Genomic DNA, 26,485 nt, shown 5'->3' with positions numbered 1-26,485 from the left:
AGTGAAAGACACCAGCCGGAGAAAAGGGATCATGATAAACCTGTCAGCAGACAGCCTAATTGCACACACCATGGCCAAGATGAAAAAGCGTCTGAAACAACGCAGCGACGATGACGTTTCGCAGCTGCGCAGTGGTTTGCTGTTTATGGGGAACCTTCAGGATGCCTATCCCCGCGGCCTGCTGTTGGATGATCGCCTGTCACCGCTGGATAAAACGGGCTGGATGATGATCCGTTTGTATGCACAACAAAATGAAGGGGCGGTTTTTCCCAGCTACGATGAATTGCAGGTGCTGCTGGCCTCGCCCTATAAAGGCAAGGCCTCGCGTGAAACCGTCAGCCGGGTACTGCTGATGTTGCGAATAACCGGTTGGCTGAGTTTATGCAAGCGCATTCGGGATGAACACGGACGGGTGCGGGGGAATATCTATGCCCAGCATGATGAGCCGCTGACCTGTCGCGATGCCGAAATGCTTGATCCTCACTGGTTGGATACCGTGGCAGAAGCCTGTCGCAGTAAAAACCGCACGATCAGCCAGACGGCCTGGTCGGTACTGACTGACATTAAGGAGGATCAAATGATGCGTCATCGGCATAGCTATATTTGCTTACTGGAAGCGCGGTTGAATGCGGTACAGACACCACAGCAAAGGGTTATGAGGCAGGCACTTCAACAAGCAAAACAGCACACCGAACTCAGGGAAATGGCACCGGATTCGGAAACCGAACTGAGACCAAAAGAGGCATCCAATAAGCGGAATTCGGTTTCCGAACTCAGTGTAAAATCATTGGATTGTAGTAGTTTCACTAAACCGAACCGTTATGTACGTTCTTTCACACAGAGTGTGAATAAAAAAACATACGTAGATCCCCAGCCCGTTATTTTTCTGCCAGAAGGACTTTGCCGACAACTGGAGCCGGAAGATGTCACCATGCTGACCAGTCAATTACAGTCACTGCCCGCTGAACAGGCTCAAATTGTCTTGGATTGTCTGGACAGAGCGCTGCGTGCAGGCAAAATCGGCAATCCAGTCGGCTGGCTGCTGACCATGATGAAACGGGCACGGGAGGGAAAACTGTATGCCCAGGCTGAATCGACTATTGCGACGCCCGGCTCTGCTAAAACGCAGGTGGTGTTCATCCGGGAAACAGAATGCCCGGTTTCACCTTCCTCCCAAGCCCATGTGCGCAATGTCGTGAAAGATATCCGTCAGCGACTGACGCTGGCGAAGTATCAACAAAATCCAGATTGATTAAAAAACAGACTTTGTTGGCAGTGCCAACAAAGTTTAAAAAACACACAGCATTGATCCCTTGATACGGAATAACGATGTGGTGCAACAGTAAAAACGTTAACGCTTTCTTCATCGACATCAGGAAATAACCTTAACCCTAACCCTCGGGTTCGGGAAGTGAGGCGGGTGCCTGCTTTTCAGATTGATATGAATAGCCGGGGAGAGGCATTGGTCGCTCATTGGGTCTGGGGAGGTTCACTAAGGCCAATGTTGTATAAAAAACAGACTTTGTTGGCAGTGCCAACAAAGTTCAAAAAACAAACAAATCTTTGTTGTCAACACCGCCTGAAAACCGCTTTTCTGACAATGAATGACATGGATTATTTTTCCTTTTTCCCATAACTGGTTATGGGTTGAGTGAACCCCGCTTTTCCTTTGATAGTTCTACAGACATAAACTGCCTAAACAGGAGTTGCTCTTTATGTCTGAACCTGACGAAAAAACCGCACCGCCAACACCCCGTCGTGCCGGTGCACTGAAATCCGCGTTAACCATTGAACTCCATACCCACTATGCCATCCGCCTCTGGGAAGGACGTAAAAAAGAAGACATCACCGGCCGTCGTCAATACCCGGACATTATCGGCATGCCACAGGTGATGAAACGGGCGGGCACCATCAGTGTGGATGCGGCTGCCGATAACCCGTATGCCGACAGCTGGCTGATTAAACTGGAACAGTCATTAGCAACAGCATCGGCCAGTCTTCAGCAGCGTATTGCCACCTTGCAGGAGACGCTGAATGCTTTGCCGGAACACGTTACGTTATCTGCGGTTTCCTCCGTCGAACCGCTGAATATCGGCGTCTACAGTCATTCTCCGCTGGGTTACCGCTGTGTCTGGCTGCTGGTCGGCTATGACCAGCTGGCAATGAAAACCTTTCAGGCCTTTCATTACGGTTTTATTTCCCGTTCAGAGCGGGATGCGTTGCTGCATAACGGCAGCCGGGTGATCCGCCAGATTTATGGTCTGGTGCGCTCTTATCGTCCCCTGAAGGTGACCCGCGCAGATATTGAGGAAAAAACGCCGGCAGGTCTTGAAGCCATTAAATGGCTGGGCGAGCCGGAACCCGATATTCTGTCGGGCCGGCTGCGTTCTGATTTTTCACCGCCCCTGCGCACTGTTATTCCGAATGAAGAAAGGGGGTGATATACCACTGTATTTATGTGAAAAGCCCTCTCAGGCCAGAGATATCGCCCGGGTGCTGGGTATGAAGCAGCGCGGGCAGGGCTATCTCTTTGGCGACAGTATTACTGTCACCTGGGCTATCGGGCATTTGCTGGAAATGGCTGCACCCGAACACTATGGCGAACAATTCGGCCCGCCGTGGCGCATGGAACCCCTGCCGGTACTGCCTGTACAGTGGCAATGGACAGTGAAGAAAGAGACTGCTGATCAGTTTGCGGTGATCAGACAGTTACTGAAACAGGCCAACGAAGTGATTATCGCCACCGATGCCGACCGTGAAGGGGAAGTGATCGCCCGTGAACTGCTGGAATTCTGCCGTTTCACCGGTCCCGTCAGGCGGCTGTGGCTGTCTGCACTGGATGAAACCAGTATCCGGCAGGCACTGGCCGCAATATTACCGGGGGAGAAAACCGCGCCGCTCTGGCAGGCCGGGCTGGCACGGGCACGGGCTGACTGGCTGATGGGGATCAATCTGACCCGCCTGTATACCCTGAAAGCTCAGGCACAGGGATTTGGTGAGGTGCTGTCCATCGGGCGGGTACAGACGCCGACACTGGCACTGGTCGTTAATCGCGACAACGATATTGCCCGGTTTGAGCCAAAACCCTACTGGCAGGTGATGGCCGCATTGCAAAAAGATGACATTAGCTTTCGGGCTAAATGGCTGCCTGCGCCCGACGATGGCGATGAAGAAAAACGCTGTATCCGGGAGGATGTCGCGCAGAGTGTGGTTCAGCGTTGTCAGCAGGCACAAGATGCTGTGGTGACTGAACTCACGCAGAAACGGGAGAAAACCCCGCCGCCACTCTGTTTTGATTTGGGGACACTTCAGCAGGTGGCTTCCCGTCAGTGGGGAATGGGAGCCGGTCAGGTGCTGACGATTGCCCAGTCGTTGTATGAAACTCATAAAGCGACCACTTATCCGCGCACGGATTGCGGTTATCTGCCTGTTTCAATGCGGGAGGGCATTCCGGCCGTGTTCACTGCGCTGACCCGTACCGATCCTGCAATGAATGCCATTATCAGCCAGCTGGATGCCAGCACTCTCTCCCGAGTCTGGAATGACAGCCAAATCACGGCGCACCATGCCATTATTCCGACCCGCCACGCCTTTGATATAACAAAACTGACGGCGGACGAATTAAAAGTCTATCAGTTGATCCGCCAGTATTATCTGGCGCAGTTTCTGCCTGCGCAGGAAACGGATGTGACCGAGGTGACATTCACTATCGGCGGGCAGGTATTTCAGGCGAAAGGGCGGGTCAGTGTGGTCACGGGCTGGAAGGCACTGTTTGCCGATGAAAAACAGGCGCAGGAGCAGGAAGACAATACCGCGCTGCCTGCACTGAAAAAAGAGGAAATCTGCCCGGTACTCCGTGCAGAAATACAGCCCCGGCAAACCCGGCCGCCTGCGCCTTTTACCGAAGGTACGCTGATTGCCGCCATGAAAAATGCCGCCGCGTTTATCCACGATCCGCAGCTTAAAAAAGTGCTGCGGGAAAGTGCCGGGCTGGGCACGGAGGCCACCCGGGCAGGTATCAACGCCAGTTACTGGTGCGAAAAAAGAAAAACCTGCATGCAACGCAGCTGGCGCAGGAGCTGATTACCGGGCTGCCGGATGTCCTGACCCATCCGGGCATGACGGCACTCTGGGAACAGTCTCTGGACGACATTGCCCGGGGCCGGGCCACACTGGATGGCTTTATGCAGAAACAGGCGCAATGGCTGGTGCATTTAGTGGAAAAGGGCAAAACACAGCCGATCCGGTTTACCCTGCCGAAAACCCCGGTGTGCCCGCGCTGTGGCGGCCCGATGCAAAAACGGGCGGGAAAAACAACCCCGTTCTGGGGCTGCACCCGCTATCCGGTATGCAAAGGGATGCTGAATGCCAGCATGGTGATGGGTTCGCGAAAAACCCGCCGGGAAAATTCACCCGCCTGAAAATAGGATTAGGGATTGAACGCTCGGGCGGATGCTTTAACAATCATGCCGTTATTCACCGAAAACTCCCGTAGCCTGAAAGGGAGCGCCTGTTTGCGGTACATCTGCCCACCTTTGAAAGCAGATATTGTCAGTCCAGTGGCAGTGAAGGTTTTTTTATTCTTTATCAGTACGTCAAACGTCGTCATCTGGCGCCCGGCGGGAAAAATCATTCCCGTCAGGGAAGCGGATTTTCTCCGTCATCGCTTATTTTTACCTACATGGAGAACATCGCATGTCTGAGAACACCACAGCCTTAACCAAAAACGACTATTTCAACCTGAATATTAAAGGACTGGGTTATCTGAATAATATCCGCCACGTCAGCACCGCCAGCGGGACGTTCCTGAGCTGTGTGATCAATGCCCTGAACGGACCGGGTGATAACCCGGTTTATGTGCGTTTTGATATCACCGTGGTTGGCAAGGAAGCGACCAGTCTGGTCGGCCGTTGCCAGAAGGCGGTAGATGAGGATAAAAAAGTGTTGCTGGGCTTCACGCTAAGCAATCCCTCGACTGATATCTTTACCCTGAAACGCGGTGACCATGCTGGTGAACAGCGCGTCAGCCTGAAAGCCCGTTTGATTAAGGTTGACTGGATCAAAATCGGTCAGGAGAAAGTGTATCAGGCTGAACAATCCGACTCGATGCCGCCTCAGAACGGCATCACGCAAAAAGAATATGCAGAGAACTCTTTCTGATATTCCTTTGTTATTCCGCTGACCTGCCCTGAACGTTCAGGGCAGTCCTTTATGAGCAAAGACAACAGGATACCGTTATGAATGTTGCACCGATTGGGGTTCTGGCCCTGCAATATTGCCATAAACAATTACCGTTAATCGTTTTACGCCGCCGTGCGGGGTTTTATATCGGCACGATAGATGAAGGCACCCCCTGCTCTCGTGAATCCGTGGAGTATTTTGCCCGACATGAACAGGCGGAGTTTGCCCTGAAACAGGGGCAATGGACACAACGTCACCCCCGATAACAGGAGAAAACAAGATGTCTTCACGCGGTGTGAACAAAGTCATTTTACTGGGATATCTGGGGCAGGATCCGGAGATCCGTTACCTGCCCGCTGGGGGTACCGTGGCAACGCTTTCACTGGCCACCTCAGATAACTGGCGGGATAAACAAACCGGTGAAGTCCGGGAGAAAACGGAGTGGCACCGGGTCGTCATCTTCGGCAAGTTAGCCGACATTGCCGAGGAATATTTGCAGAAAGGGGCTAAGGTGTATATTGAAGGTCAGCTTAAAACGCGAAAATGGCAGGATAACCAGGGCCAGGATCGCTACTCAACAGAAGTGGTGGTGAATGTGAATGGTTTGATGCAGATGCTGGGAAGTCGTAATGATTCAAAGAGTATGGCGCCTCAACAAGCAGGGCATAAACCAGCACAAAAGCAGCCACCGCCTAAACCCGCTAATCAGGAAAGAAAAAACACGCAGCTGGTACAGGTTTCAGTTTTACCGGAAGAGGATGAAACCGACTGGGATTCGGAGATCCCGTTTTGAGTGGGGTTTTCATCATTAACACATAGCCCTGTTCAAACAGGGCCTGTTTCTATTTTTTCGGGATAAATTTAATTACGCACTGCCAAGCCAGCCAACATGTCTAACCATTGATTAAAGTGTGGGCATTGAGAACGAATGGTATCTAAGCCAATATCACCAACAATCAGTGGGCCATGTAAGGTTTTATGATAATTGGGGATGAGAGCTAAAATACGCTTCGATGGGGCCGTTTGCGGGCTGTTATTTATATCTTCAGGAGTATCAAACTCTTCTTTGATAGCCTGTAGTGCGGCAATAGGTGCATGGTCATCAAGCCAGTCTGTAAATTTTTCGGGTTGGCAAAATAGAAGAGCTTCAAATTCATGTAATAACAGATGGGGAATAAAATTTACCTGTCCGATATTATCAGCAAAAGCCTGCTCCAGCTTTACTACCCGTTCGCTGGCAGCACTATCTCGTTGTTCGTTATAATCGGGGAAATCAGTCGGTAATCCATAATAGTCTATGAGTGTGGTGACGAATGCACCGGGATCTTGTCGACATAAGCGGGTAATCTGGTGTTTGACTTTACCATAGCTTGTGATTCCGCCTTTCTGGCTGGAACTGGTCTGAGCCAGTATGGGTGTCAGATAGATCTGTTGTGCAAAAAAATAAGGGGCCAATACATCCCGTACGAAGGTTTCTTCAGTCTGCCCTTCGACAAAAACATTGATGCGGATCATCGCTGTGGCCTCCCGCCGAGTAAGTTTTTCTTCCATAATTCCCCGAGGCTATAGTCTTCAAGCCACTCAGAAAGCATTTCGTTATTCAGGCGCTTAAAGGTGGAAGCACCTTGTTGCTTGTCAACAACGATCAAATCGTCAACATCAAATTGGTTGACCAGCTCAACTGATTGGGTAGATATAATCAATTGATGCTGATTACTGGCATTTTTTATCAAGCTTGCCAACACGTTAATGGCGTATGGATGGAGACCGAGTTCAGGCTCATCAATGATAATTGAGCCGGGCATATACTCTTCGGGTTGTAGCAGTACAGTGGTTAATAAAATAAAGCGCAAAGTGCCATCAGATAATTCACTGGCTTTAAAAGGGATATCCTGTTCTTTTTCTGTCCATTCGAGTTGAATGTAGTCAGCATTATCCGGCGTAGGTCGCAGGTAAAAATCACCAAAAAACGGTGCAACCATCTGAAGGGTTTTGATAATGCGCGTGTAATGCTGTGGGTGATGTTTTTTTAGTCTATACAGAAATGCCGCTAAATTGGCCCCGTCTTCCCGCAGATAATCATTGTCATTAATACGGTGGGTTTGTTTAACTCTGGCGCTATCACTCGTATCATGAAAATGGTACACCCGCCAACGGATCATGGCAGGTAATGCATCATCGTTGATGCCCGTATGATGTTTACTGACCTGAGATTCAAAATGACCTGAGCCGATATCATAGTCACCTTTGATATCCCCGAAAAGTGATTCATGCCGGAACATCATACGATTGTCATTGGTGGGTTCCAGTTCAAATTGATAGCCATTGTAGCCAAAATAAAGCTCAGAACTCATGTATTCAGTTTTCTTACGGCTAAAATGTAGCAATGTATCAGGGCCGCCCATTTTGCTAACAAAAGACTGTAGACGATGATCAAGTACGATGGCAATCAGGCGAAAGAAACTGATGAAATTAGATTTTCCGGCACCATTAGCCCCAATAAGGACATTCAGACACCCCATTGGTAAATCACATTCAGCAATAGATTTGTAGCCTGATATCTTTATCTGGCTTAAATGGTCATTATTGGTTACTGGTTTCATAATCTTGCCTTTTCAGCATCATGCGATTCAAATATGCCCTATATTAGGGGAAAAATTGTGTATGTACTGCTTTGATTGCCAAATTTTTGCTCTGCTGCGTTTAGACGCCAATCATAAGCGAATAAGTGAATGAAAAAATTATATATCAATAGTCCTTGCGAAAATAATTTTTAACTTTAATGCAATCACGTATATTTGATTGACATATCTCTTCTAGCGTCTGGTTAATAACGTTTCTGATGCTGTCGATGGATTAACATGATATGGGCTGTTTCAGGTTTTTGCCGGTTGTTTTAATTATATATTTAGTGAAATGAGGTAAATAATATGGAATTGCGGGATAACTGCCTGAAAGGCATTATCAAATGGGCAGAAAGTGTAGATCATGTTCAAGCTCTGATTCAAACAGGCTCTCTGGCCCGACAGGATAATTCCAGCGATGATCTTTCAGATATTGATATTGAAATTATTACATCTAACCCAGCATTATTGATGCAAGATGGGCGGTGGTTGTATGAGTTTGGTGAGTTAATTACTGTGCTTAGTTTTGATCCTGATGAGCATCAGGAATGGGCCACACGCCTTGCTATTTATAGCAATGGGGTAAAAGTTGATTTCACGCTGGCTGGTATTGAGCGTGTTCGCCACATGGCTGATGAAGGAATACTTGATGATCTTTATGGACGTGGGTACAAAATTTTACTCGACAAGTCATCGGTTACTCAGGGGATTCCGGCCCCAGCCTACAAATTTCCGGTAAGAATGCTTCCCTCACAGAGCGAGTTCACAGCATCAGTTGAAGAATTTTGGTTTGAAGCCTTCCATATACCTAAATACTTAGCTCGTGGCGAGCTTTGGCTGGTTAAGCTCCGTGACAATACAATGAAGGAATTATTGTTGTGTATGCTGGAATGGCATGCACTTGCCCGGCATAGCAGCGCAATAGATATATGGCACAATGGCCTGCATGTAAGAGAATGGACAGCCCCACAAACCTGGGATGAATTACAGAGCACCTTTGGACGGTTTGATGCATCTGATGCTCTGCGCTCATTTAACGCAATGACTCAACTTTATGGACGCCTTGGTCGGGAAGTTGCTCAATACATTGGACTCGATTATCCACAAGAGTGTGAAACTCGCATCACTGAAATAAACCAGACGGTTTTGTCTCAATATATGGGCTGGGTATTCTGATTATATTTAATTAACTGATTAAACTTACACATTCGATTATTGAATTAGATAACGTAATTCGTTAAAGTAAAAAAGCTATCGGCAAAATCCGATAGTCAAGGAATCTCACCCTTGCTAAGAGTAACCCACTGGTAGGAATTTTCTGCCAGTGTGCCTGCTATCGCACCTTCTATGGCGGTTCAGGCAGGGGAGGCTTCGGCCTCGCCGGAAGGTTACTCCCGGTTGTGAGATCCCTGTCTTGAATCGCCACCATTCAATAATCAAAAGAAGGGGAAGCAGGTATGACTATGACTCACACTCAGAAAGACTGGCACCCAGCCGAAATTATTTGTGCATTACGCAAGCGTGGTACAACACTCGCCGCCGTCTCCCGCGAAGCCGGACTAAGCTCCTCAACTCTCGCCAACACCCTGTCACGCGCCTGGCCAAAAGGGGAATGGATCATTGCAAATTACCTCGACGTTCATCCCTCTGAAATCTGGCCGAGCCGTTATTTTGACCAATATGGTCAGTTGATTGAGCGTACCGTGCGTAAAACGGTTTCAGCAGAATCTTCAGAGCAATAAGCGATAACGTTTTTATTTCCTAAAAGGCAGTTTCAGTTGTTGATTGAATAAATCCTGTTATTTCCTGCACATTGGCGCTTTGCGCTTTGATTGCCGGGCAGGAATAACAGGAATGAGAATAACCGTATTAATGGGTGTATTGGTCACTATCCTGACGGGTTGCAATGCCCCGTCAAATAAACCGCCGTCTCAATGTGCTTCCGAAAAAGCCATTTCAGCAACGCAGTTCACGCGCAATATTCAGCCCGTCTCACCCGATATTTATCAACAAGGGCTGGAAGTAGTCCGTTACGGTCGTTATATCCTGGTAAGTACCGACCCAACAGCAGCACAGCGTGACCCACTTTCTCAATTGATTGAGGTGCATATTCCTGCTTCTCAGAATCCTACTGTTGCCGATGCCCTGCGTTACGTATTACGTCAGTCGGGTTACCGTTTATGTGTACCTGAAAAAAACAATGACCTCTTATATCGCCAGCCGTCGTTGCCGTCGGTACACACTCAGTCAGGCCCTGTCCGGCTGCGCACGGCGTTGCAGTTTATGGCAGGCCCGGCCTGGCAACTGGAAGTGGATGAGGTTCAGCGTGTAGTTTGTCACCACTTGCGGCCGGGTTATCAGCTTCCGCAATCCCGGCAAGGAAAGCAGCCATGAGATTACATCGAATGGGTCTGATAGTGTGGATAGTGCTCAGCAGCCCAACATGGGCAGCCACATCGTCACCCTTAACATCGCAGCAGACGCCATCGGCAGAAAGCCAAAAGCAGTCTCTGAAAACACAGGCTGAGCAATGGGGATTGAATACGGATGAATACCAGCGTTATCAGCATATTATGGAATGGCCAAGAGGTATCCAGTCGCCGGGACTCGATCCGCTGACAGCATTGGGTATTGAAGCCGAAAATGATGCCGAACGCCGCCGTTATGCTGAGCAGTGGGTCAAGGCGGAATTTGTCCGTACTGAGAAAGAATTGCGCTTCCAGCGTGAAGTGGATGCGGCCTGGCAGCGATTATTTCCGAGTGTGTTGCCGGTCAATATGGAAAAATCCGGTGAGGCAAAGGGGCGTCTGGCGTTGTTTGTCAAAATCAACGATTGCCCGCCGTGTGACGCACGTTTAGCAGAAGTTCTGGCATTGATACAACCGATTGACATTTATCTGGTCGACAGCAAGGGCAATGATGACACACTACGGCAATGGGCCAAAAAACACCGTATCCCCGTTGAACGGGTACGCAACCGACACATCACATTGAATCATGATGCGGGGTACTGGTTCCGGTTTGGGCAGGGCATCATGCCGGTTTTATTGCGGCAGGGAGAGCAGGGATGGCAGATCACATCATTATGAAACGGCTGAGTGTATTTCCCGTTATCAGCCTGTTATGGATAAGTGCCTGCCATGCTGAATTGAACATCATTGCAGATTTAGGCGGCAAAGATGCCTCGCCTTTTTATGAAAGCATTAATGCTGAGCAACGCGATGAGCCTGTGTCATCGGTGCAAAATTCCTCACCCGAAATGGCAGGTGAAGCGGCGATGTTGCCTGTCAAAACACCGGAGCTGATGCCGGGAAAAGTGTCAAGCAGACCACTGCAATTGCCGGGAATTGGGGCACTGTTTCTGATTGGGGATGATCCCGGTTCACGCCGGTGGTTAAGCCAGAATGCGGCCACCTTGACGAAACTGCAAGCTGTGGGTCTGGTCGTCAATGTCAGGGAAATGGCGGGTTTGCAGTCACTGCGGGCATTGGCACCGGATTTATTGTTATCGCCTGCTTCCGGCACCGAGCTGGCTCGTCGATTGCAACTGCAACATTATCCGGTGTTGATCACGGAAACTCAACTTTCCCAACAGTTGTCACCATGAGCCGCCGTTATGTGGTTGAAGCCCTGCTGCGTCCTGCCGTCGAGCTGAATACGGCGCTGGTCTCCGCCGTTGCGGCATTTGTTTGTTTCCGGGCACCCTGGGCCATTGCATTGGCACCCTCCGTCAGTTATGTCATGGGTGGCGGGTTTGCCGTTCTGGCGATACTGCGCCTGTGGCAGGGCATGCAGGTTATCCGCTATCGCCGGAATCTGCGCCGCCTGCCGCGTTACCAGATGAGCACAAAGCACATTCCCGTCAGTCACCGACAATTGTTTCTGGGCCGGGGATTTCGCTGGCAGCAGAAGCATACCCAGCGTTTGCAGGATACGCGGCGACCGGAAGTCGAGCGATTCGTACAATCGTCCCGGATATATCAGTTTGCCCGCGCACTGGAGCGCCGAACTGAATACCGTTGGCCGACATTATCTGCGCTATTACGCAAAGACTCGCCATTTAATCCGGTACGCCCGCTGCCGCCTGTGGGTGGCAATCCGGCTATCCACGGGATTGAACCGCAGGAGGCGGACATGTTTATGGATCTGCGCGAGCGGGTCGGGCATACGCTGGTGATGGGGACTACCCGTGTGGGGAAAACCCGGCTGGCTGAACTGCTTATCACACAGGATATCCGGCGCGGTGAAGTGGTGATTGTGTTTGATCCCAAAGGGGATGCTGACCTGTTAAGACGGATCTGGGCTGAAGCACACCGCGCGGGTCGCGGCAATGAACTGTCCCTCTTTCATCTGGGCTGGCCGGGGATTTCAGCCCGTTATAACGCCGTCGGACGGTTTGGTCGGGTATCCGAAGTGGCTTCCCGTCTGGCGGGGCAGCTCAGCGGGGAAGGCAACAGCGCCGCGTTCCGTGAATTTGCCTGGCGGTTTGTCAATATTGTTGCCCGTGCTTTGGTGGCTCTGGGGCACCGGCCGGATTACCAGCTTATCACCCGCTACGTCAATAATATCAGCGCTATGCCACCCGAATGATGGAGGAAAGACAGCCGGATCTGCTGGCGCAAATCAATCACTCTCTCAGCAAACTGAAAGAAAAAGACATTCCGCGCAATATGCAGGGGCAGCCCGATGCCCTCCGGCTCTGGGCCATGGAAATGACGCTGAGTTCTGACGCAGGCAAGCAACTCTATGACCCGATTCTGGATGGTCTGCGTTCTGCCGTGCGTTATGACCGTACCTATTTTGATAAAATTGTCGCGTCCTTATTGCCGCTGCTGGAAAAACTGACGACAGGCAAAATTGCCGAACTGTTATCGCCGGATTACCTCAATATGGCGGATCTACGGCCCATCTTTGACTGGGAGCAGGTGATCCGCAAAAACGGCATTATTTATATCGGGCTGGATGCACTGTCTGACAGCGATGTGGCTTCGGCGGTAGGTAACAGCATGTTTGCGGATTTGGTCAGTGTTGCCGGACAGATTTACAAATACGGCATGAACGCCGGATTACCGGTACGTCATGACGGTAAGCTAGCGATTAACCTGCATTGTGATGAATTCAATGAACTGATGGGCGATGAATTTATTCCGCTGATCAACAAAGGTGGCGGGGCGGGCATGCAGGTGACGGCGTATACCCAGACCTCCTCCGATATCGAAGCCCGTATCGGCAGCCCGGCTAAAACTGCACAGGTGATGGGCAACTTTAATACCCTGATGATGCTGCGGGTACGGGATAACCGGACGGCTGAACTGCTCACCAGCCAGTTGCCTGAAGTGGAAATCTACAGTAAGACCCTGGTCTCCGGGCATTCGGATATTGCCGATGTGGAGCAGGGGCAGGATTTTACCTCGTCCACCCAGGACCGGGTCGGCACCGTCAAAACACCGCTAATCACCCCGGCCGAAATGATTAACCTGCCGAAAGGGCAGGCGTTTGCGCTGCTGGAAGGCGGGCAGTTGTGGAAAATCCGTATGCCTTTGCCTACGGGGGATGACGATGATGTCCTGATGCCGGCCAGTTTGCAGCACATTGCCGAACAGATGCGTCGGCACTACCGCACCAGTGAAAACTGGTGGGAAGAGAAGGGGTAGTTTCCGATATGGCACAGTCAGAAAATCACTCCCGCCCACCTTCCCAACCGCCGCGCAAGCATGGCCTGCTGTATCGTGTGCTATGGGAATGGCCGTGGCAACTCATTGGGTTTATTGTGATGTCGTGGCTATTCAGTTTGTCGCTGGAATATTTCGGGATGACTTTTTTCTGGCCGGAACAGGGGGCTTCTCATAGCCAGACGATGATGAAAGCCGAGCTGCAATTTTTATCCACGGAATTTACCCAGAGCCTGTTGTTGTCAAATCCCGCACAAACAGTCTCTGACGGGCTGGCACAGGTGTATCAATGGATTTTTGTGGACAGTGGTTTTATGCCCTGGATACAGGGGCAATCGCACTATCAGCTCAATAGTAGCAATGATTTTATGGGTGAATTCAATGCGATACTACATAGCATATCGGATTATTTGCGGGAATATGCGCTGGCAACGGTATTTATCACGATGGTGACGCTGATCCGGCTGGCGATTCTAGTGTTATCCGTTCCACTGTTTGTGATGGTGGTTTTGGTTGCATTGGTTGACGGACTGGGGCGGCGGGACTTACGACGTTACGGAGCCGGGTATGAATCTAGTTTTGTCTATCACCATGCCAAGCGAGGGATAAAACCGGCCTGCACGGTTCCCTGTGTACTGTATTTATCGTGGCCGGATGTGGTGTATCCTACGGTGATATTGTTGCCAGCAGCGCTACTTTTAGGTATGGCAGTGGTGATCACCACATCGATGTTTAAGAAATACCTTTAAGTGCGCTGGGCAATGGAGTGCAAAACGTTTTTTTGTTTTGTACTCCATTGCTAGCAGACAAGCCGCACAGCGGCGCGTCAGTTTGCAACAGATATTAGTTTTTGTGATAAAGAAGATATCAACAAAAATGAAAAAATATTTAAATCTTATGGATGGCTTTTATTAGGAAAGATTTTTGGAAATGGATATGAAAAAACCGAAGAATATATATGTCGTGACATACTCTGAGACCGGGACTGATGGATGGGCATATGGAAGACCTTCTGGTATTCAACCCTGGCAATGGCCAAGAAGCCGGGTTAACGGTGTACCAATGGCACATATTTTTACCGTGAAAATTCCTGCTGAATATAATGTGAGAAGTTCTGATGTAGAATATTTATCTGTTTTTCAGGGCGATGATTTTGAAGATGACGATAAAGAAGGTGTAAATGAGTTTTTAGAGGAAGGAGGAGAAGCTTTAGGCGATGACGCTTTTTGGCAGGAATTGATCCTATACCGTAACAATAGGCATCTGCGTGAAGTGTATCAGGTTGACGATATAGGTGGAAGTTGGTGTTTTATTTATCTGACCGAAGAGGAATGTTCGGGAAAACAGTGCGAATTACCCAGTAAAGATTGCATGCCTGTTGATTATGAATCAATGCATGAAACCCATTGTTTCTCCTCTGATCAGCCAGCAAAATGTTTCAGTTTAGTACCACATTCTGATGATCCTAATGTAGGAATAAAGCCAGAAGAATATCCGGATTGGTTAGATGCTATTGAAGATACAAAAGCTATTGATAGCTTGAAAGTAGAAGATATTCAGGGGTATATACCGATATTTCATGGAGTCAGTGGGAAACTGAATCTTAATTTAGATAAGTATTTTTATGATCACCATTTTGGTGGGACTGCACACCCAGCGCAATCTATTCCGGATGACTTGAGCGAGTTTTATTTTGAATTTGATGAAAGTCTGGGTGATCCCAATCTAGGCGGGGATGGTGTAGCTCAAATAGATTTGTTAACGAATAAAATTCATTGGGCCTGTGCTTAACAGTAATTATGTCAGTTACTATTTGAATATATGATTAACCCAGTGGCGGTCTTTATCATTAAAAACTAAGATTTGATGTGGCTACAAACCGCATCAAATCTGGATCTGAATGCAGGACTAATGGCGATATACGGATGGGGTGTTAACCACTTGCGCCATCCATTCAAACCAGTCACAAGCCTGACAGGCTCGGCTGCTTCCCTTCGGATCGAAATAGTAGTGATGATGCGAAATATCTTCACAATACCCGACAAACGGCTGATCGATACGATGCAGCTGAATAGCCGCCGCTTGCTCCCTGGAAGCCGGAAAAAACGCCCCGCCGACTTCGGCAAACAGTTCGGTATCATCCTGCTGCGCGCCACAGTGTTCGCAGTGGTTTATCCAGTGCTGTCGCCGTTGGCTGACAGCTTTACACAGGGTATGGTGAAAGCCGGATAATACGTTGCGCACGGTGGTGGGAATATCGGCGACATAAAACAGAAACGCCGGGCGGTCCTGCTCTGCGTAGCTCACTTCAGTGCTGATGTTACCGTCATCTTCATCGTTATTTTCCAGCATCTTATGCCCGGCCGGCAGCATAAACGCGGTCACCATGGTGTGTTCATGACAGTGCGGGCAGGATGTTTGAGTCTGGGCGAGATACCAGTATTCAGCGTGGACATTGTAGAACGGCAGCCAGTTCATAAACGGCGTCGGGTCAACACTGTTGTCAATATACCAGATTTGGGCGGCGGCATCCCAGCGTGCACCCAGCTTCCGTGCCTTTTCGTATTCATCATCGGGGACGTTTAAATCAATCCGCAGCATGTGCTTTCCGTAAGCGTACGGGGAACCCCACCTAGCCAGGATAAATCCATTGATTAAACTAGTTTCACCTATTATGATGATGGAAAAAACTCACATGAGCCAATCCAGGTTTACTCAAGCCGAGTGGCGGGACCTGTTTGAACAGCAGAAAAAATCCGAACTGACTGTCCCGCAGTTTTGCCAAAAAATCGGTGTGTCGACAACCCGGTTCTATCACCACCGCCAACGCACCTCCCATCCACCAGACAAGCCGTCTGGGCTGGCTTCACCGTCTGCTTTTATTAAAGTCAGCACCGCTCAGAAAAAATCCGCCTCATCCAGCACACTCCCCATCTTATTTGAGACACCACATGGCACACTGCGTTTTCCTGCCGGCACGGATAAGCATGTTATCATTGCGATTATTCGGGGGCTCGCCGCATGAAAATGTTTGTGGATGTGCCGGAGGTGTATTTGTGCCGCTCATTTATCGACTTCCGAAAATCCATCAACGGGCTGGCGGTCTGGGTGGAGCTGGAAATGCAACTGTCTCCGACGCAAACCGCGTTATTCCTCTTTTGCAACAAGAAGCGGGATAAACTCAAAATCCTCTACTGGGATAAAACCGGGTTTGCGCTCTGGTACAAACGGCTGGAGAACGCGAAATTCAAATGGCCCACCGCCGTCAACAGCGCCTCCCTGACCCTGACAGAGCAGCAACTGCACGGGTTGTTATCGGGTTATGATGTCATCGGGCACCAGCCCTTCTCCGTACAGGATTGCCATGTCGCCTGATCCCTTGATGATCATCAAACCAACGGGCATTAATTACGCTTTTTCGCCGGGGATGGCATAAAATGTCCCCATGAAAATTGATATTGATGCCCTGCCCAATGACCCCGCTGAACTGAAACGGCTGCTGATTAAGCAGTCGCAGCGGCTGGCCTTTTTGGAAGAGCAGTTCCGTTTAGCCCAACAAAAACGGTTTGGGGCTTCCTCGGAAGCGTTCCCCGGCCAGGGGGAGTTGTTTAACGAAGCGGAAGAAATTGCGCTGCCGGCTGAAACGGCCGCCGCACAGGAAACCCTCACACTTCCCCGCCGTAAGCCGACACGCAACCCCCTGCCCAAAGATTTACCGCGCGAAACCGTGTTCCATGATATCGCCGAGGAAGAAAAACAGTGTGCGTGCTGTGGCGGCAGGTTGCATCAGATGGGGGCAGATCGCAGTGAAAAACTGTTGTTCATTCCCGCTCAAATCAGGGTGGTTGAGCATGTCCGCCCCAAATACGCCTGCCGTGAATGTGAAAAATCCGGCATTCAGACGCCTGTCAAACAAGCCTCCCTGCCAGCGATGCCCATCAGGAAAGGTATGGCGACCAGCAGCCTGCTCAGCCAGCTTATCACCAGTAAATATCAGTATGGGTTACCGCTGTACCGTCAGGAAAGTGTGTTCAAACAGTATGGCATTGACCTCAGCCGCCAGACCCAGAGTGACTGGATATTAAAATCCGCGCAGTTGTTTACGCCGTTGGTGGCCAGGTTCAGGGAAATGCTGTTGCAACAACCGGTTCTCCATGCGGATGAAACCCCGGTGAAGGGGGTGACGTCTGAAAAAACGACCCATTACATGTGGGTCTATTGTGTGGGCACTGATACCCCCGAACCGGCGGCGCTCACACCGAATATTGTGCTGTATGACCACCAGGCCAGCCGTTCAGGCACCTGCGCTGCTGACTATCTCGCCGGTTTCCAAGGTTATCTGCAGGTGGATGGCTATCAAGGCTATGAGCAGACCGGTGCCCGGCTGGTCGGTTGCATGGCCCATGCCCGTCGTAAATTTATGGAAGCGAAGCAGGCGCAGGGAAAAAACAAAACGGGCAAAGCCGATATCGCGCTGAGCCTGATCCAGTCACTGTACCGGGTCGAGCATCAGATCAAGGAGTTAAGCCCGGCAGAAAAATACCGGATCCGCCAGGAAAAAGCGCTTCCTATCTGGGATAAGTTATCGGCCTGGCTGGTTAAAACCCAATCCCAGGTGATCCCCAAAAGCAAGCTGGGTGAGGCCGTCACTTATCTGAGCAATCAATGGGCAAAACTGATCCGCTATCGTGAGGATGGCCGCTTGTCAATCGACAATAACCGGGCCGAAAGGGCGATCAAACCGTTTGTCATCGGGCGAAAGGCGTGGCTGTTCAGCCATACCTCGCGCGGTGCACAAGCCAGTGCGATCCTCTACAGCGTCATTGAAACGGCCAAAGCCAATGGATTGATCCCTTTCGATTATGTCATGACTTGCCTGGATGAGTTATGCCAACCCACCCCGGATCTGGAAAAACTACTGCCCTGGAAAAAAGTGATAAGCAAGGTGTAGTTTAGTTGACGCTTACTGCTTTCCTTCATTCTTAAATCGTTAACCAAATAAATTAGTCAGACTATTTAGCTAATTTTCATCAAAGCATAAAGAGTTTATTGCTGATTTGACCTAAAAAACCCCGCATCCTCGATTACCTGAATTCCATGACGAGGTGAATGTTTATGCACGGTTGCTTTTCCCTGTCCCGTTCTGCCTGTCTGCTGAGTCTGATCCTGGTGTGTGTACCGCTTGCGCAGGCGGCTGAGAAAGACGAACTGGCCAGTGCAAAAAATCTGATTGATCAGGTGCAGATGGCACTGGAGCGTGCAAGCCTCGCGGAGAAACAGGATGATATATCAACCCGCCCTCGCTATCACTTTGATTACCTCCGTATCAAAGCGGATCTCAGCACCATCAAAGCCGGTATCGATCACTATCTGACCCCTTCCCGCGCCCAGCAGCAGGGATCAGGCAGTGTATCCGGTCATTACCGTCAGGAACATCCGCAATGACGGAGGCACAACGCATTGCCTTTACCGTGGCCTCGGGGCACTTTGATATCACCTTTTTGTATCTGGTCTGCGTCGGATTTTTCTTAGCCACCCTGTTTCTTTGGGCGGCCTGGGCCGCAGTGGATGTCTGGAACGGCTGGGCGAATGAAAAAGTACGTAATCAGACGATAAGCCAGTTTGCTATGCGAACCGCCATCTTACTGGTGGTCGCGGTCTGGATGTTTGCCAGCTGATGCAACGAACATAATGAAAAAGGAATGAATTGAACATGAAGCCAATTTTTACCGTTTGCCGTCGTATCAGTGCGAATCTGATAACCAGAATAAGTACCGTTTTTTTGCTGTCCGGTCTTTTCTGTCAATCCGCCTGGGCCGATTTGCCGGCTATCGAACCGCCAAAAAGTGGTGGCGGGGGCGGATTACTGGGACAGGTGAAGGGCTATGCCCAGGATGGTATTGTGATTGGCGGGCTGATCCTTTCGGCAGTGGCGTTTTTTAAGGTCGCCTCGGCGGCGGTTGAAACCTTTTCGGAAGTGCGGGACGGCAAAGCCACCTGGACACAGTTTGGCTCCATTATCGTGGTCGGCGTGGTGCTATTGGTTGCGGTGATTTGGTTGCTGGCGAAATCGGCCGGCATTATCTTTTGAGGTACCGCTGATGCAGACGATCCCGTTTTTACCCGATCGCTTAAATGCCGAACCGGTCGTATTCCGGGGATTCACCACACCGGAAATGGGGCTGACCGCTTTGCTGAGGCTGGCATTCGGGTTGATGGTGAGCCTTCCTTTTATCCCGTTAGCCGGCTGGGTCATGATACCGACGGGTATGCTGTTCATGCCCTTGTTATTGATTAGTTTTGGCGGTCGCTGGCTCGCTCAGCTTAAGCGCGGCAAACCGGAAAATTATCTCTGGCTGAAGCTGGAAGAGAAAAAACGCCGGCTGGGCATCGGTGATCCGGCATTGATTATTGCGGCTCAGGGTTGGTCGTTGCGCCGAAGCAGTCTGTCTCATCGTAACGGGAGCCTGCGATGAGCCGGTTTCGTCATGCGCTGAAAAACCGTGACCAGCATATCCTGACCCTGCGGCTTGCCTGCGGGGTGCTGGTACTGGTCTTGCTGATTACGCTCACGGGCTGGATGGCCTCACCGCGTAGTCTCACCATCCATAATCCACCGGACTTACGCAGCGGCAGCACCCGCCCGTGGTGGGAAGTGCCTGCGCCGAGTGTCTACAGTTTTGCGTTTTATCTTTTCCAGCAACTGAACGCCTGGCCGAAAAACGGGGCACAGGACTACCCGGCTAAAATTGCGGCCTTGTCGCCTTATCTGACCCCCGCCTGTCAGGATTTTTTACGGGAAGATGCTAAAACCCGGGCCGACAGTGGTGAACTGCTCGACCGGGTGCGGGTGGTGTATGAGATCCCTGGCCGGGGCTACGGGACGAAAAGTGTGACGGTGCGTAACCAGGATAACTGGGTGGTGCGGCTGGATTTGGTGGCTGATGAATATTATCACGCCGAACCGGTCAAACGGGCGCTGGTGCGCTATCCCCTGAAAGTGGTGCGCTGGGAGGGCGATGCGGAGCGTAACCCCTTTGGGCTGGCGCTGGATTGTTACGACGGAATGCCGCAGCGACTGGAAGCGATGCCACAACCTGTGGAAGAGAAAAAGGGAGTGTTTCAGTGATATCTCAGTCTCGTTATCTGTACTTTCTGGCGGGATTTTTCAGTCTCTTGTGGTTCAGCCTCGGTGCAAAGGCCGATGAGCTAATGAAATGGGAACGCATTCCGTTATCCATTGCGCTGAAAGTGGGTCAGGAGCGGATTATTTTCGTAGACAGAAATGTCCGTGTTGGTTTGTCCCCGTCACTCAGCGATAAACTGCGGGTGCAGAGCGCAGGCGGCGCGGTTTACCTGAAAGCCAGCCAATCTTTTCCGTCTACTCGTCTGCAATTGCAGGACAGTGAAAACGGCGAAATTATCTTACTGGATATCACCGCCACCAAAATGGGGTCAACGGAACCCGTCCGCATTCTTTATCCGGATGAAAAAAATTCTGCCCCAAAAGAGGGGTCACCGTATCAGAGAAAATCAGCACTTTCGGCTCCCGCGCCTGTGATATTAACCCGCTATGCCGCTCAGCAGCTTTATGCCCCGCTGCGTACCGTCGAGCCGGTTACGGGGATCCACCCGGTCAGTCTGCATTTACCCGAATCTATCACGACACTCTACCCTTCAGAACCGATTGCGGTTTCCCCGCTGGCCGGCTGGGGCGTGCAAAATTACACCGTGGTAGCCCTGAAACTGCGCAATACGGCTAAGCGCAATATCACGCTTGACCCACGGGCTTTGCAGGGACAATTTGTCTCGGCGACGTTTCAGCATCGCTGGCTGGGCGAAGCCGGGACACCGGAAGATACCACCGTGCTGTATCTTGTGACCCGAGGACAGTCGGATAATGCTTTTATCCCTGAGCCGGTAGCGGTGAAACCGGGAGGCCGTCATGCAGGTTAAATCCAACAGTCTGGTGAAAATGCTGGTGCCGGCGGTGTTGGTTCTCGGCGGGTTTATCGGGATGAAAAGTTGCAGTTCAACCGACACTACCGCGCCCGATACGCCACCCAACAATGTCCTGGCCACATTGTCACCGGAGGAGTTACAGGCGCTGGGTGTCGGTGGCGATACGCCGGAAGATACCCTGCGAACGCTGGTGGGAACGCTCAATAACGTGCGGGCAGAGCAAAAGCGTTTAGGTCAGCAGAATGCCGATATCCTGAAAGAAAATGACCAGTTAAAGCATCAGCGTCAGGATGTCGCCGGTCAGATAGACGCGGCGGTGGCAGCTATCCGGCAGGACGATGAACAGCGCCGGCGTGAATTACAGGATGAACAGCAGGGATTGCTTGCACAGATTGATTTACTGACGGAACGCTTAAATTCAGCGCCTTTGTCTGCGCCGGACAGTCCGATACCACTTGGGTCGGGAAGTATTCCGTATTCTGCCAATTCAGGCTCAGGGCAGAATGAACTTATCTGGATAACACCCGCCGATGAAAAGCCCGCAGACATACAAACCCCCGGCAGTGGAAAAGCCACGGCGCAGTTCCCGACCTCATTTTTAAGTGAACAGCTCGCCGCCGGGCAAAGTAAGCCCCAAAGCCCTTCGCTTCAAAACCCGTCAAAGGAAGAAAATGAACAGCCGGTCTATACCCTGCCTGAAAATGCCACGTTAGTGGGCAGTCAGGCGATGACCGCGTTATTAGGCCGGGTTCCCGTGAATGGCACGGTGACTGACCCCTATCCGTTCAAAATCCTTATCGGCAAAGACAACCTGACCGCCAATGGTATTGAACTGCCGGCGGTGGAAGGGGCGGTGGTATCCGGTTCGGCCAGCGGCGACTGGACGCTTTCCTGCGTGCGCGGTCAGGTTAATTCCATTACCTTTGTTTTTCAGGATGGCACGGTGCGTACCCTGCCGGGCAGCGGGCAAAACAACAATACCAGCGCGAACGGCATCGGCTGGCTGTCCGATGAAAACGGCATTCCCTGTATCAGCGGTGAGCGCAAATCCAACGCCGCCACCTATCTGCCGACCCTGTTTGCGCTCTCGGCCATGCATTCGGCCGGCGATGCCCTGAGTGAAAGTCAGCGTACCGCCCAGACCAGTGGCACCGGCGGTATCACCACCGCGCTAACGGGCAATGCCGGACAGGCGGCATTAGGCAAAGCGATGGCCGGCGGCATGAATGACCTGAGTGAATGGCTCAGACAGCGCTACAGCCAGACGTTTGATGCGGTTTACGTCCCGCCCGGTGCCCGTGTTGTGGTGCATATCACACAACGCCTGGCGATTGATTATGAAACGAAAGGACGTAAGGTGCGCTACGGCGTGCGTGAGACCACCCAACGTGACAATCAGGAAGCATTAGATTAATGGAAAATACCTCTTCTCAGTGGATATTCAGTGCGGGTTCCCCGTATTGCCTGCAAGTGTCGGTGACGTCACGGGCTGAACCCGCACAGGTACAGCTTTACTGGCGTACAGTGCGCAAAAAAGCGTGCCGGTTGTATCTTTCAGCCGGCAGAGAATGTCAGCCATTGTGTGACGGTGATTTTACCGTCTTTCGCCTGACGCAGACGCAGTGGCAGGCCGTGGTTGAAAACAAAGAAAGCGCAGAGCCTGAACAGTGGGAACGGCTGCCCTTTACTTTATCGGAACTGGCGGTACACCCTGAATTTGCCACCTTTACCGCCATCGGCACGACGGAGACCGAACCATGCGGAAACTAAGCCCCTGTTTAGTGTTAAGCTTAATCGGACTGCTGGCCGGCTGTGCGACCTCGAAAGAGACCTTACTCCCTGCCGGGGAGCAGACGGTGCTGGCGATGTGGCAGGGGAACAAGGTCGGTCATGCTACTGTATCGGCAAGGGAAACATTGCGCCGGACGTTAACCCCCGCCGAACGGCGCAGGGCACTGGAAGCACCTTATCATTACAGCCGTTCAGCGGCACAGGAAATCAGCCAGCAATTTCCCCGCTTACCCAACCCCGATATGGTGATGTATGTTTTTCCGCATCTGGTCGCCGGCAATACGCCGATACCGGGCTACAGCACGGTGTTCCCGTTTTACAGCCAAGTACAATATGCCCTGCCGGGTGAACGCACGGAGGCACTGTAATGGAAAAACCCAAGGCACTGAACCGTCCCGGTAAATTGCGTGAGGCGGATGAAACTACTATTTACCATGCAAACCCTTCCATCATCGATTACCTGCCCTGGGTGGAATATCTGGAAAAAGAACAATGCCTGCTGCTGGATGACGGGATTTCCGTCGGGGCGGTCTACCGGATTGACCCCATCGCCACGGAAGGGCGCCCGGTTGCGCGGTTGCTTGAAATCCGGGATCAGCTGGAAGATGCGATCCAGGACAGTCTGGAAGAAGACGATATTTCGCCGTGGGTGGTGCAGTTTTTTTGTCAGGATGAAGATGATCCTGCTGACTATCTCAACACCTTGCGGGGCTATGTGAAACCCTGGGCACAGGGCACAGCCTTTACTGACGCCTTTTTGTCTGAATCGGAACACCACCTGACCAGCATTGCCCGGCCTGACGGGATATTTCAGGACAGCTTAATCACCGGGCAGCCGTGGCGGGGCCAGCAGCGCCAGACCCGTATGGTGGTTTACCGATGGCTTCCGGTCACGCGAAAATCCCGCCATGACAACCAAACCTTACCGGCTGTTGCCGCCCTCAATCAGGTCTGCGAACGGCTGGTCTCATCACTGGCAGCGGCCGGTGTCGTGGCCCATAGGCAAAACGGGGAGCAGATCCATAACTGGCTGTTGCGTCATTTTAATCCGGCGCCGGACTGGGGGATGGCAAAAGCCGATTTTTACCGTACTGTGGGTTACGAACCTCCCAGGCCGCCTGATCTCCCGGTTAATAATGATTTCGCCGAAAGTTTATGGTTTAACCCGCCGGTGTCTGATCCTGAGACCGGTGTCTGGTGGTTTGACGGACTGCCCCATAAAGCGGTGCCGGTTGAGCGCCTGCGCCGTCCACCAGAACCGGGAACACTGACAGGCGAAGTGAAACGGGGCGACAATATCAATGCCCTGATGGATATGATGCCGGCAGGGACGGTAGTTTCCCTGACCATTGTGGCACAGGCACAGGACAGGCTGGAAGAGGACTTTACCCAGCTTTCAAAAAATGCGGTGGGAGAAAATACCGAATCGCTGCGCGTCCGGCAGGATGTGCAGGAAGTCAAAGAGTTGCTGGGGCGACGGCATAAACTGTACCGCAGTGCGCTGACTTTTCTGGTGCGGGGCAAGGATCTGGATGATATCAACCACCGGGTGCATCAGTTATCCTCCACCCTGCTGACAGCCGGATTACAGCCCGTCCGGCCGGAATTCAGTGTGTTACCGCTGAATGCCTACTTACGGGCACTGCCGATGTGCTTTAACCCGCAGAAAGACAAAAAACATGGGTACAGCCGCCTGACCTGGGTACAGCATCTGGCCGGGTTATTGCCGGTGACAGGCCGTTCGACCGGCACCGGGCATCCGGGGTTCAGTTTCTTTAACCGGGGCGGCTCCCCACTGACCTTTGATCCGATGAACAAACAGGATCGTACTCAGAATGCCCATTTATTGCTGTTTGGTCCGACCGGGGCGGGAAAATCCGCCACCCTGTGTGCTTCGCTTATCCAGCTGATGGCCATCCACCGTCCACGTCTGTTTATTGTTGAAGCCGGCAACAGTTTTGGTTTACTGGCCGATTACTATGAAAGTCTGGGGCTGACGGTCAATAAAATCGGTATCAGACCGGGCTGTGGGGTGAGTCTGGCACTGTTTGCCGATGCCCATCAACTGCTGCAATTCAGTCCTGAGCAATTGCGGATTAACGAAGCCGATATTCCCTATACCGATGAACAGCCGGAAGAGGAGGGGGATGAACAGCGCGATATCCTAGGCGAAATGGAAATTGCCGCCCGGCTGATGATCACCGGTGGTGAAAAAAGAGAAGAAGAGCGTCTGACCCGTTCAGACCGTGGTTTGATCCGTGAAGCCATTATGCAGGCAGCTCAGACCAGTTTTGACGAATCACGCCAGATGGTGGCCTCGGATTTACAGAATGCCCTTTATGCCATCGCCCGTAATCACCAGCAGGATGAACACGGTCAGCCTTTAATTACTACACACCGGCGGGCACGGGCGGATGAAATGGCCAGCGCCATGTCGATGTTTACACAGGGGTTTGAGGGAGAATTATTTAACCGTCCCGGTACGCCGTGGCCGGAAGTGGATGTCACCTTGATTGATTTGGGGACACTGGCGCGGGAGAACTACTCGGCGCAGATGGCACTGGCGATGGTCTCGCTGATTAACAAAGTCAATAACCTGGCTGAACGGGATCAATATCAGGATCGCGAACTGCAACTGGTGATTGATGAAGGACATATCACCACCACTAACCCGCTGTTATCACCCTATATGACTAAAGTGGTCAAGATGTGGCGTAAACTCGGTGCCTGGCTATGGCTCGCCACCCAAAACCTGGCGGACTACCCCGATACCGCTGAAAAGATGCTGAATATGGCGGAATGGTGGCTGTGCCTGACCATGCCGCCGGATGAAGTGGAGCAAATCGCCCGGTTTAAAAAGCTGACTGAAGAGCAGAAAGCGGTGCTGCTCTCTGCCAGTAAATTACCCCGTTGTTATACCGAAGGCGTGGTGCTGGCAAAGAAAATCGAAGCCTTGTTCCGGGTTGTTCCGCCAAGCCTATATCTGGCGCTGGGCATGACAGAAAAAGAAGAAAAAGCCGAACGGCGGGCATTGATGCGGGAACATCAGTGCAGTGAACTGGCGGCGGCGGTATTGGTGGCCAGAAAAATGGATGTGGCGCGGTGGTTAAAGGTTGATACAGGGAGATAAAGTAACTCTATTTTTTATTATTTATCAGGATATTAAGTGGTGTATGGGATATGCCATTTATTATAGCCAAAAAATGATGGTCATGTATTAAATAGTTAGTTGTTATGATAATCTTCCGGTATTTC

General features: G+C 51.3%; 29 protein-coding genes and 2 pseudogenes. 28 read left to right on the top strand and 3 right to left on the bottom strand.

Annotated features, from left to right (window positions below; genetic code table 11):
• Window positions 1–31: 31 nt before the first annotated feature.
• The 7 genes and pseudogenes from XPG1_RS13210 to ssb all read left to right on the top strand — a co-directional run bounded on the left by XPG1_RS13210 (window position 32) and on the right by ssb (window position 5,974).
• Complete coding sequence (locus XPG1_RS13210) at window positions 32–1,252, top strand: STY4528 family pathogenicity island replication protein (RefSeq protein ID WP_084717318.1); 1,221 nt, start codon at window positions 32–34, stop codon at window positions 1,250–1,252.
• Window positions 1,253–1,715: 463 nt separating this feature from the next.
• Window positions 1,716–2,441: a PFL_4669 family integrating conjugative element protein gene (locus XPG1_RS13200; RefSeq protein WP_045959458.1), complete on the top strand. Its 726-nt coding sequence runs from the start codon at window positions 1,716–1,718 to the stop codon at window positions 2,439–2,441.
• A 1-nt stretch (window position 2,442) separates the two neighbouring features.
• Window positions 2,443–4,421 (top strand): annotated as a pseudogene (locus XPG1_RS13195) (DNA topoisomerase III).
• A gap of 15 nt (window positions 4,422–4,436) precedes the next feature.
• The gene (locus tag XPG1_RS18545; RefSeq protein ID WP_157879501.1) at window positions 4,437–4,703 is read left to right on the top strand and encodes a hypothetical protein; all 267 of its coding nucleotides are present in this window, start codon (window positions 4,437–4,439) and stop codon (window positions 4,701–4,703) included.
• The gene (locus tag XPG1_RS13185; protein ID WP_041979770.1) at window positions 4,696–5,160 is read left to right on the top strand and encodes an STY4534 family ICE replication protein; all 465 of its coding nucleotides are present in this window, start codon (window positions 4,696–4,698) and stop codon (window positions 5,158–5,160) included. The genes XPG1_RS18545 and XPG1_RS13185 overlap by 8 nt, the downstream gene beginning before the upstream one ends.
• A 77-nt stretch (window positions 5,161–5,237) precedes the next feature.
• Window positions 5,238–5,447 (top strand): hypothetical protein, encoded by a 210-nt coding sequence (locus tag XPG1_RS13180; protein WP_045959456.1) that lies wholly within the window; start codon window positions 5,238–5,240, stop codon window positions 5,445–5,447.
• Window positions 5,448–5,461: 14 nt separating this feature from the next.
• Window positions 5,462–5,974 (top strand): single-stranded DNA-binding protein, encoded by a 513-nt coding sequence (gene ssb / locus XPG1_RS13175; protein ID WP_045959455.1) that lies wholly within the window; start codon window positions 5,462–5,464, stop codon window positions 5,972–5,974.
• A 68-nt stretch (window positions 5,975–6,042) separates the two neighbouring features.
• On the opposite strand, the gene XPG1_RS13170 is transcribed toward ssb, so the two are convergent.
• Entirely contained in the window at window positions 6,043–6,696 is a 654-nt protein-coding gene (locus XPG1_RS13170; RefSeq protein WP_045959454.1) for a DUF4276 family protein, read from the bottom strand.
• Window positions 6,693–7,784: an AAA family ATPase gene (locus XPG1_RS13165; protein ID WP_045959453.1), complete on the bottom strand. Its 1,092-nt coding sequence runs from the start codon at window positions 7,782–7,784 to the stop codon at window positions 6,693–6,695. The genes XPG1_RS13170 and XPG1_RS13165 overlap by 4 nt, the downstream gene beginning before the upstream one ends.
• A 327-nt stretch (window positions 7,785–8,111) precedes the next feature.
• Here XPG1_RS13165 and XPG1_RS13160 point away from each other — a divergent pair, with 327 nt between their 5' ends.
• From XPG1_RS13160 to XPG1_RS13125, 8 genes and pseudogenes are all read left to right on the top strand, one after another.
• Window positions 8,112–8,981, top strand: a complete 870-nt coding sequence (locus tag XPG1_RS13160; protein WP_045959452.1) for an aminoglycoside 6-adenylyltransferase — start codon at window positions 8,112–8,114, stop codon at window positions 8,979–8,981.
• A 281-nt stretch (window positions 8,982–9,262) separates the two neighbouring features.
• Window positions 9,263–9,547, top strand: a complete 285-nt coding sequence (locus tag XPG1_RS13155; protein WP_012989731.1) for a helix-turn-helix domain-containing protein — start codon at window positions 9,263–9,265, stop codon at window positions 9,545–9,547.
• Between the two features lie 112 nt (window positions 9,548–9,659).
• Window positions 9,660–10,199: a PFGI-1 class ICE element type IV pilus protein PilL2 gene (pilL2, locus tag XPG1_RS13150; RefSeq protein WP_045959451.1), complete on the top strand. Its 540-nt coding sequence runs from the start codon at window positions 9,660–9,662 to the stop codon at window positions 10,197–10,199.
• Window positions 10,196–10,894: a TIGR03759 family integrating conjugative element protein gene (locus tag XPG1_RS13145; protein ID WP_045959450.1), complete on the top strand. Its 699-nt coding sequence runs from the start codon at window positions 10,196–10,198 to the stop codon at window positions 10,892–10,894. Before pilL2 ends, XPG1_RS13145 begins: the two co-directional genes overlap by 4 nt.
• A complete protein-coding gene (locus tag XPG1_RS13140) occupies window positions 10,873–11,412 on the top strand; it encodes an integrating conjugative element protein (RefSeq protein WP_045959244.1) in 540 nt (179 codons plus the stop codon). The genes XPG1_RS13145 and XPG1_RS13140 overlap by 22 nt, the downstream gene beginning before the upstream one ends.
• A pseudogene (gene traD, locus XPG1_RS13135) lies at window positions 11,409–13,459 on the top strand (type IV conjugative transfer system coupling protein TraD). Before XPG1_RS13140 ends, traD begins: the two are co-directional and overlap by 4 nt.
• An 8-nt stretch (window positions 13,460–13,467) precedes the next feature.
• Complete coding sequence (locus XPG1_RS13130; protein WP_045959449.1) at window positions 13,468–14,226, top strand: TIGR03747 family integrating conjugative element membrane protein; 759 nt, start codon at window positions 13,468–13,470, stop codon at window positions 14,224–14,226.
• A gap of 181 nt (window positions 14,227–14,407) precedes the next feature.
• Window positions 14,408–15,268, top strand: coding sequence for a hypothetical protein (locus tag XPG1_RS13125; protein ID WP_045959448.1), 861 nt, complete (start codon window positions 14,408–14,410; stop codon window positions 15,266–15,268).
• A gap of 117 nt (window positions 15,269–15,385) precedes the next feature.
• On the opposite strand, the gene XPG1_RS13120 is transcribed toward XPG1_RS13125, so the two are convergent.
• On the bottom strand, window positions 15,386–16,078 hold the full coding sequence (locus tag XPG1_RS13120; RefSeq protein WP_045959447.1) for a DUF5710 domain-containing protein: 693 nt from the start codon (window positions 16,076–16,078) through the stop codon (window positions 15,386–15,388).
• A 94-nt stretch (window positions 16,079–16,172) separates the two neighbouring features.
• On the opposite strand from XPG1_RS13120, the gene tnpA reads away from it, so the two are divergent.
• The 13 genes from tnpA (at window position 16,173) to XPG1_RS13055 (ending at window position 26,360) form a co-directional block, all read left to right on the top strand.
• Complete coding sequence (gene tnpA / locus XPG1_RS13115; RefSeq protein WP_231853008.1) at window positions 16,173–16,502, top strand: IS66 family insertion sequence element accessory protein TnpA; 330 nt, start codon at window positions 16,173–16,175, stop codon at window positions 16,500–16,502.
• Window positions 16,499–16,852, top strand: coding sequence for an IS66 family insertion sequence element accessory protein TnpB (gene tnpB, locus XPG1_RS13110; protein ID WP_012986901.1), 354 nt, complete (start codon window positions 16,499–16,501; stop codon window positions 16,850–16,852). Before tnpA ends, tnpB begins: the two co-directional genes overlap by 4 nt.
• Window positions 16,853–16,922: 70 nt before the next feature.
• On the top strand, window positions 16,923–18,428 hold the full coding sequence (gene tnpC / locus XPG1_RS13105) for an IS66 family transposase (RefSeq protein WP_045957449.1): 1,506 nt from the start codon (window positions 16,923–16,925) through the stop codon (window positions 18,426–18,428).
• Between the two features lie 164 nt (window positions 18,429–18,592).
• Window positions 18,593–18,922: an integrative conjugative element protein, RAQPRD family gene (locus XPG1_RS13100; protein WP_045959445.1), complete on the top strand. Its 330-nt coding sequence runs from the start codon at window positions 18,593–18,595 to the stop codon at window positions 18,920–18,922.
• Window positions 18,919–19,155 carry a TIGR03758 family integrating conjugative element protein gene (locus XPG1_RS13095; protein WP_045959240.1) on the top strand — a complete coding sequence of 79 codons (237 nt, stop codon included), beginning with the start codon at window positions 18,919–18,921 and terminating at the stop codon, window positions 19,153–19,155. Before XPG1_RS13100 ends, XPG1_RS13095 begins: the two co-directional genes overlap by 4 nt.
• A gap of 35 nt (window positions 19,156–19,190) precedes the next feature.
• Window positions 19,191–19,568 (top strand): TIGR03745 family integrating conjugative element membrane protein, encoded by a 378-nt coding sequence (locus XPG1_RS13090; protein WP_045959239.1) that lies wholly within the window; start codon window positions 19,191–19,193, stop codon window positions 19,566–19,568.
• 10 nt (window positions 19,569–19,578) lie between these two features.
• Entirely contained in the window at window positions 19,579–19,953 is a 375-nt protein-coding gene (locus tag XPG1_RS13085) for a TIGR03750 family conjugal transfer protein (protein ID WP_045959238.1), read from the top strand.
• Entirely contained in the window at window positions 19,950–20,606 is a 657-nt protein-coding gene (locus tag XPG1_RS13080; protein ID WP_045959444.1) for a PFL_4703 family integrating conjugative element protein, read from the top strand. The genes XPG1_RS13085 and XPG1_RS13080 overlap by 4 nt, the downstream gene beginning before the upstream one ends.
• 83 nt (window positions 20,607–20,689) lie before the next feature.
• The gene (locus XPG1_RS13075; protein WP_231853096.1) at window positions 20,690–21,433 is read left to right on the top strand and encodes a TIGR03749 family integrating conjugative element protein; all 744 of its coding nucleotides are present in this window, start codon (window positions 20,690–20,692) and stop codon (window positions 21,431–21,433) included.
• Window positions 21,423–22,853: a TIGR03752 family integrating conjugative element protein gene (locus XPG1_RS13070; protein WP_045959235.1), complete on the top strand. Its 1,431-nt coding sequence runs from the start codon at window positions 21,423–21,425 to the stop codon at window positions 22,851–22,853. Before XPG1_RS13075 ends, XPG1_RS13070 begins: the two co-directional genes overlap by 11 nt.
• Window positions 22,853–23,209 carry a hypothetical protein gene (locus tag XPG1_RS13065; RefSeq protein WP_045959442.1) on the top strand — a complete coding sequence of 119 codons (357 nt, stop codon included), beginning with the start codon at window positions 22,853–22,855 and terminating at the stop codon, window positions 23,207–23,209. Before XPG1_RS13070 ends, XPG1_RS13065 begins: the two co-directional genes overlap by 1 nt.
• Window positions 23,197–23,598 (top strand): TIGR03751 family conjugal transfer lipoprotein, encoded by a 402-nt coding sequence (locus XPG1_RS13060; RefSeq protein WP_045959234.1) that lies wholly within the window; start codon window positions 23,197–23,199, stop codon window positions 23,596–23,598. The genes XPG1_RS13065 and XPG1_RS13060 overlap by 13 nt, the downstream gene beginning before the upstream one ends.
• Window positions 23,598–26,360 (top strand): conjugative transfer ATPase, encoded by a 2,763-nt coding sequence (locus XPG1_RS13055; RefSeq protein WP_045959441.1) that lies wholly within the window; start codon window positions 23,598–23,600, stop codon window positions 26,358–26,360. The genes XPG1_RS13060 and XPG1_RS13055 overlap by 1 nt, the downstream gene beginning before the upstream one ends.
• Window positions 26,361–26,485 lie beyond the last annotated feature (125 nt).

The sequence above is a fragment of the Xenorhabdus poinarii G6 genome (assembly GCF_000968175.1).
Taxonomy (GTDB): domain Bacteria; phylum Pseudomonadota; class Gammaproteobacteria; order Enterobacterales; family Enterobacteriaceae; genus Xenorhabdus; species Xenorhabdus poinarii.
This window is presented reverse-complemented; position numbering and strand designations above follow the sequence as displayed.

Coding starts and splice junctions, on each gene's coding strand:
- XPG1_RS13210 (WP_084717318.1), top strand. CDS start 32: ATGATAAACCTGTCAGCAGACAGCCTAATTGCACACACCATGGCCAAG.
- XPG1_RS13200 (WP_045959458.1), top strand. CDS start 1,716: ATGTCTGAACCTGACGAAAAAACCGCACCGCCAACACCCCGTCGTGCC.
- XPG1_RS13185 (WP_041979770.1), top strand. CDS start 4,696: ATGTCTGAGAACACCACAGCCTTAACCAAAAACGACTATTTCAACCTG.
- XPG1_RS13180 (WP_045959456.1), top strand. CDS start 5,238: ATGAATGTTGCACCGATTGGGGTTCTGGCCCTGCAATATTGCCATAAA.
- ssb (WP_045959455.1), top strand. CDS start 5,462: ATGTCTTCACGCGGTGTGAACAAAGTCATTTTACTGGGATATCTGGGG.
- XPG1_RS13170 (WP_045959454.1), bottom strand. CDS start 6,696: ATGATCCGCATCAATGTTTTTGTCGAAGGGCAGACTGAAGAAACCTTC.
- XPG1_RS13165 (WP_045959453.1), bottom strand. CDS start 7,784: ATGAAACCAGTAACCAATAATGACCATTTAAGCCAGATAAAGATATCA.
- XPG1_RS13160 (WP_045959452.1), top strand. CDS start 8,112: ATGGAATTGCGGGATAACTGCCTGAAAGGCATTATCAAATGGGCAGAA.
- XPG1_RS13155 (WP_012989731.1), top strand. CDS start 9,263: ATGACTATGACTCACACTCAGAAAGACTGGCACCCAGCCGAAATTATT.
- pilL2 (WP_045959451.1), top strand. CDS start 9,660: ATGAGAATAACCGTATTAATGGGTGTATTGGTCACTATCCTGACGGGT.
- XPG1_RS13145 (WP_045959450.1), top strand. CDS start 10,196: ATGAGATTACATCGAATGGGTCTGATAGTGTGGATAGTGCTCAGCAGC.
- XPG1_RS13140 (WP_045959244.1), top strand. CDS start 10,873: ATGGCAGATCACATCATTATGAAACGGCTGAGTGTATTTCCCGTTATC.
- XPG1_RS13130 (WP_045959449.1), top strand. CDS start 13,468: ATGGCACAGTCAGAAAATCACTCCCGCCCACCTTCCCAACCGCCGCGC.
- XPG1_RS13125 (WP_045959448.1), top strand. CDS start 14,408: ATGGATATGAAAAAACCGAAGAATATATATGTCGTGACATACTCTGAG.
- XPG1_RS13120 (WP_045959447.1), bottom strand. CDS start 16,078: ATGCTGCGGATTGATTTAAACGTCCCCGATGATGAATACGAAAAGGCA.
- tnpA (WP_231853008.1), top strand. CDS start 16,173: ATGAGCCAATCCAGGTTTACTCAAGCCGAGTGGCGGGACCTGTTTGAA.
- tnpB (WP_012986901.1), top strand. CDS start 16,499: ATGAAAATGTTTGTGGATGTGCCGGAGGTGTATTTGTGCCGCTCATTT.
- tnpC (WP_045957449.1), top strand. CDS start 16,923: ATGAAAATTGATATTGATGCCCTGCCCAATGACCCCGCTGAACTGAAA.
- XPG1_RS13100 (WP_045959445.1), top strand. CDS start 18,593: ATGCACGGTTGCTTTTCCCTGTCCCGTTCTGCCTGTCTGCTGAGTCTG.
- XPG1_RS13095 (WP_045959240.1), top strand. CDS start 18,919: ATGACGGAGGCACAACGCATTGCCTTTACCGTGGCCTCGGGGCACTTT.
- XPG1_RS13090 (WP_045959239.1), top strand. CDS start 19,191: ATGAAGCCAATTTTTACCGTTTGCCGTCGTATCAGTGCGAATCTGATA.
- XPG1_RS13085 (WP_045959238.1), top strand. CDS start 19,579: ATGCAGACGATCCCGTTTTTACCCGATCGCTTAAATGCCGAACCGGTC.
- XPG1_RS13080 (WP_045959444.1), top strand. CDS start 19,950: ATGAGCCGGTTTCGTCATGCGCTGAAAAACCGTGACCAGCATATCCTG.
- XPG1_RS13075 (WP_231853096.1), top strand. CDS start 20,690: ATGAAATGGGAACGCATTCCGTTATCCATTGCGCTGAAAGTGGGTCAG.
- XPG1_RS13070 (WP_045959235.1), top strand. CDS start 21,423: ATGCAGGTTAAATCCAACAGTCTGGTGAAAATGCTGGTGCCGGCGGTG.
- XPG1_RS13065 (WP_045959442.1), top strand. CDS start 22,853: ATGGAAAATACCTCTTCTCAGTGGATATTCAGTGCGGGTTCCCCGTAT.
- XPG1_RS13060 (WP_045959234.1), top strand. CDS start 23,197: ATGCGGAAACTAAGCCCCTGTTTAGTGTTAAGCTTAATCGGACTGCTG.
- XPG1_RS13055 (WP_045959441.1), top strand. CDS start 23,598: ATGGAAAAACCCAAGGCACTGAACCGTCCCGGTAAATTGCGTGAGGCG.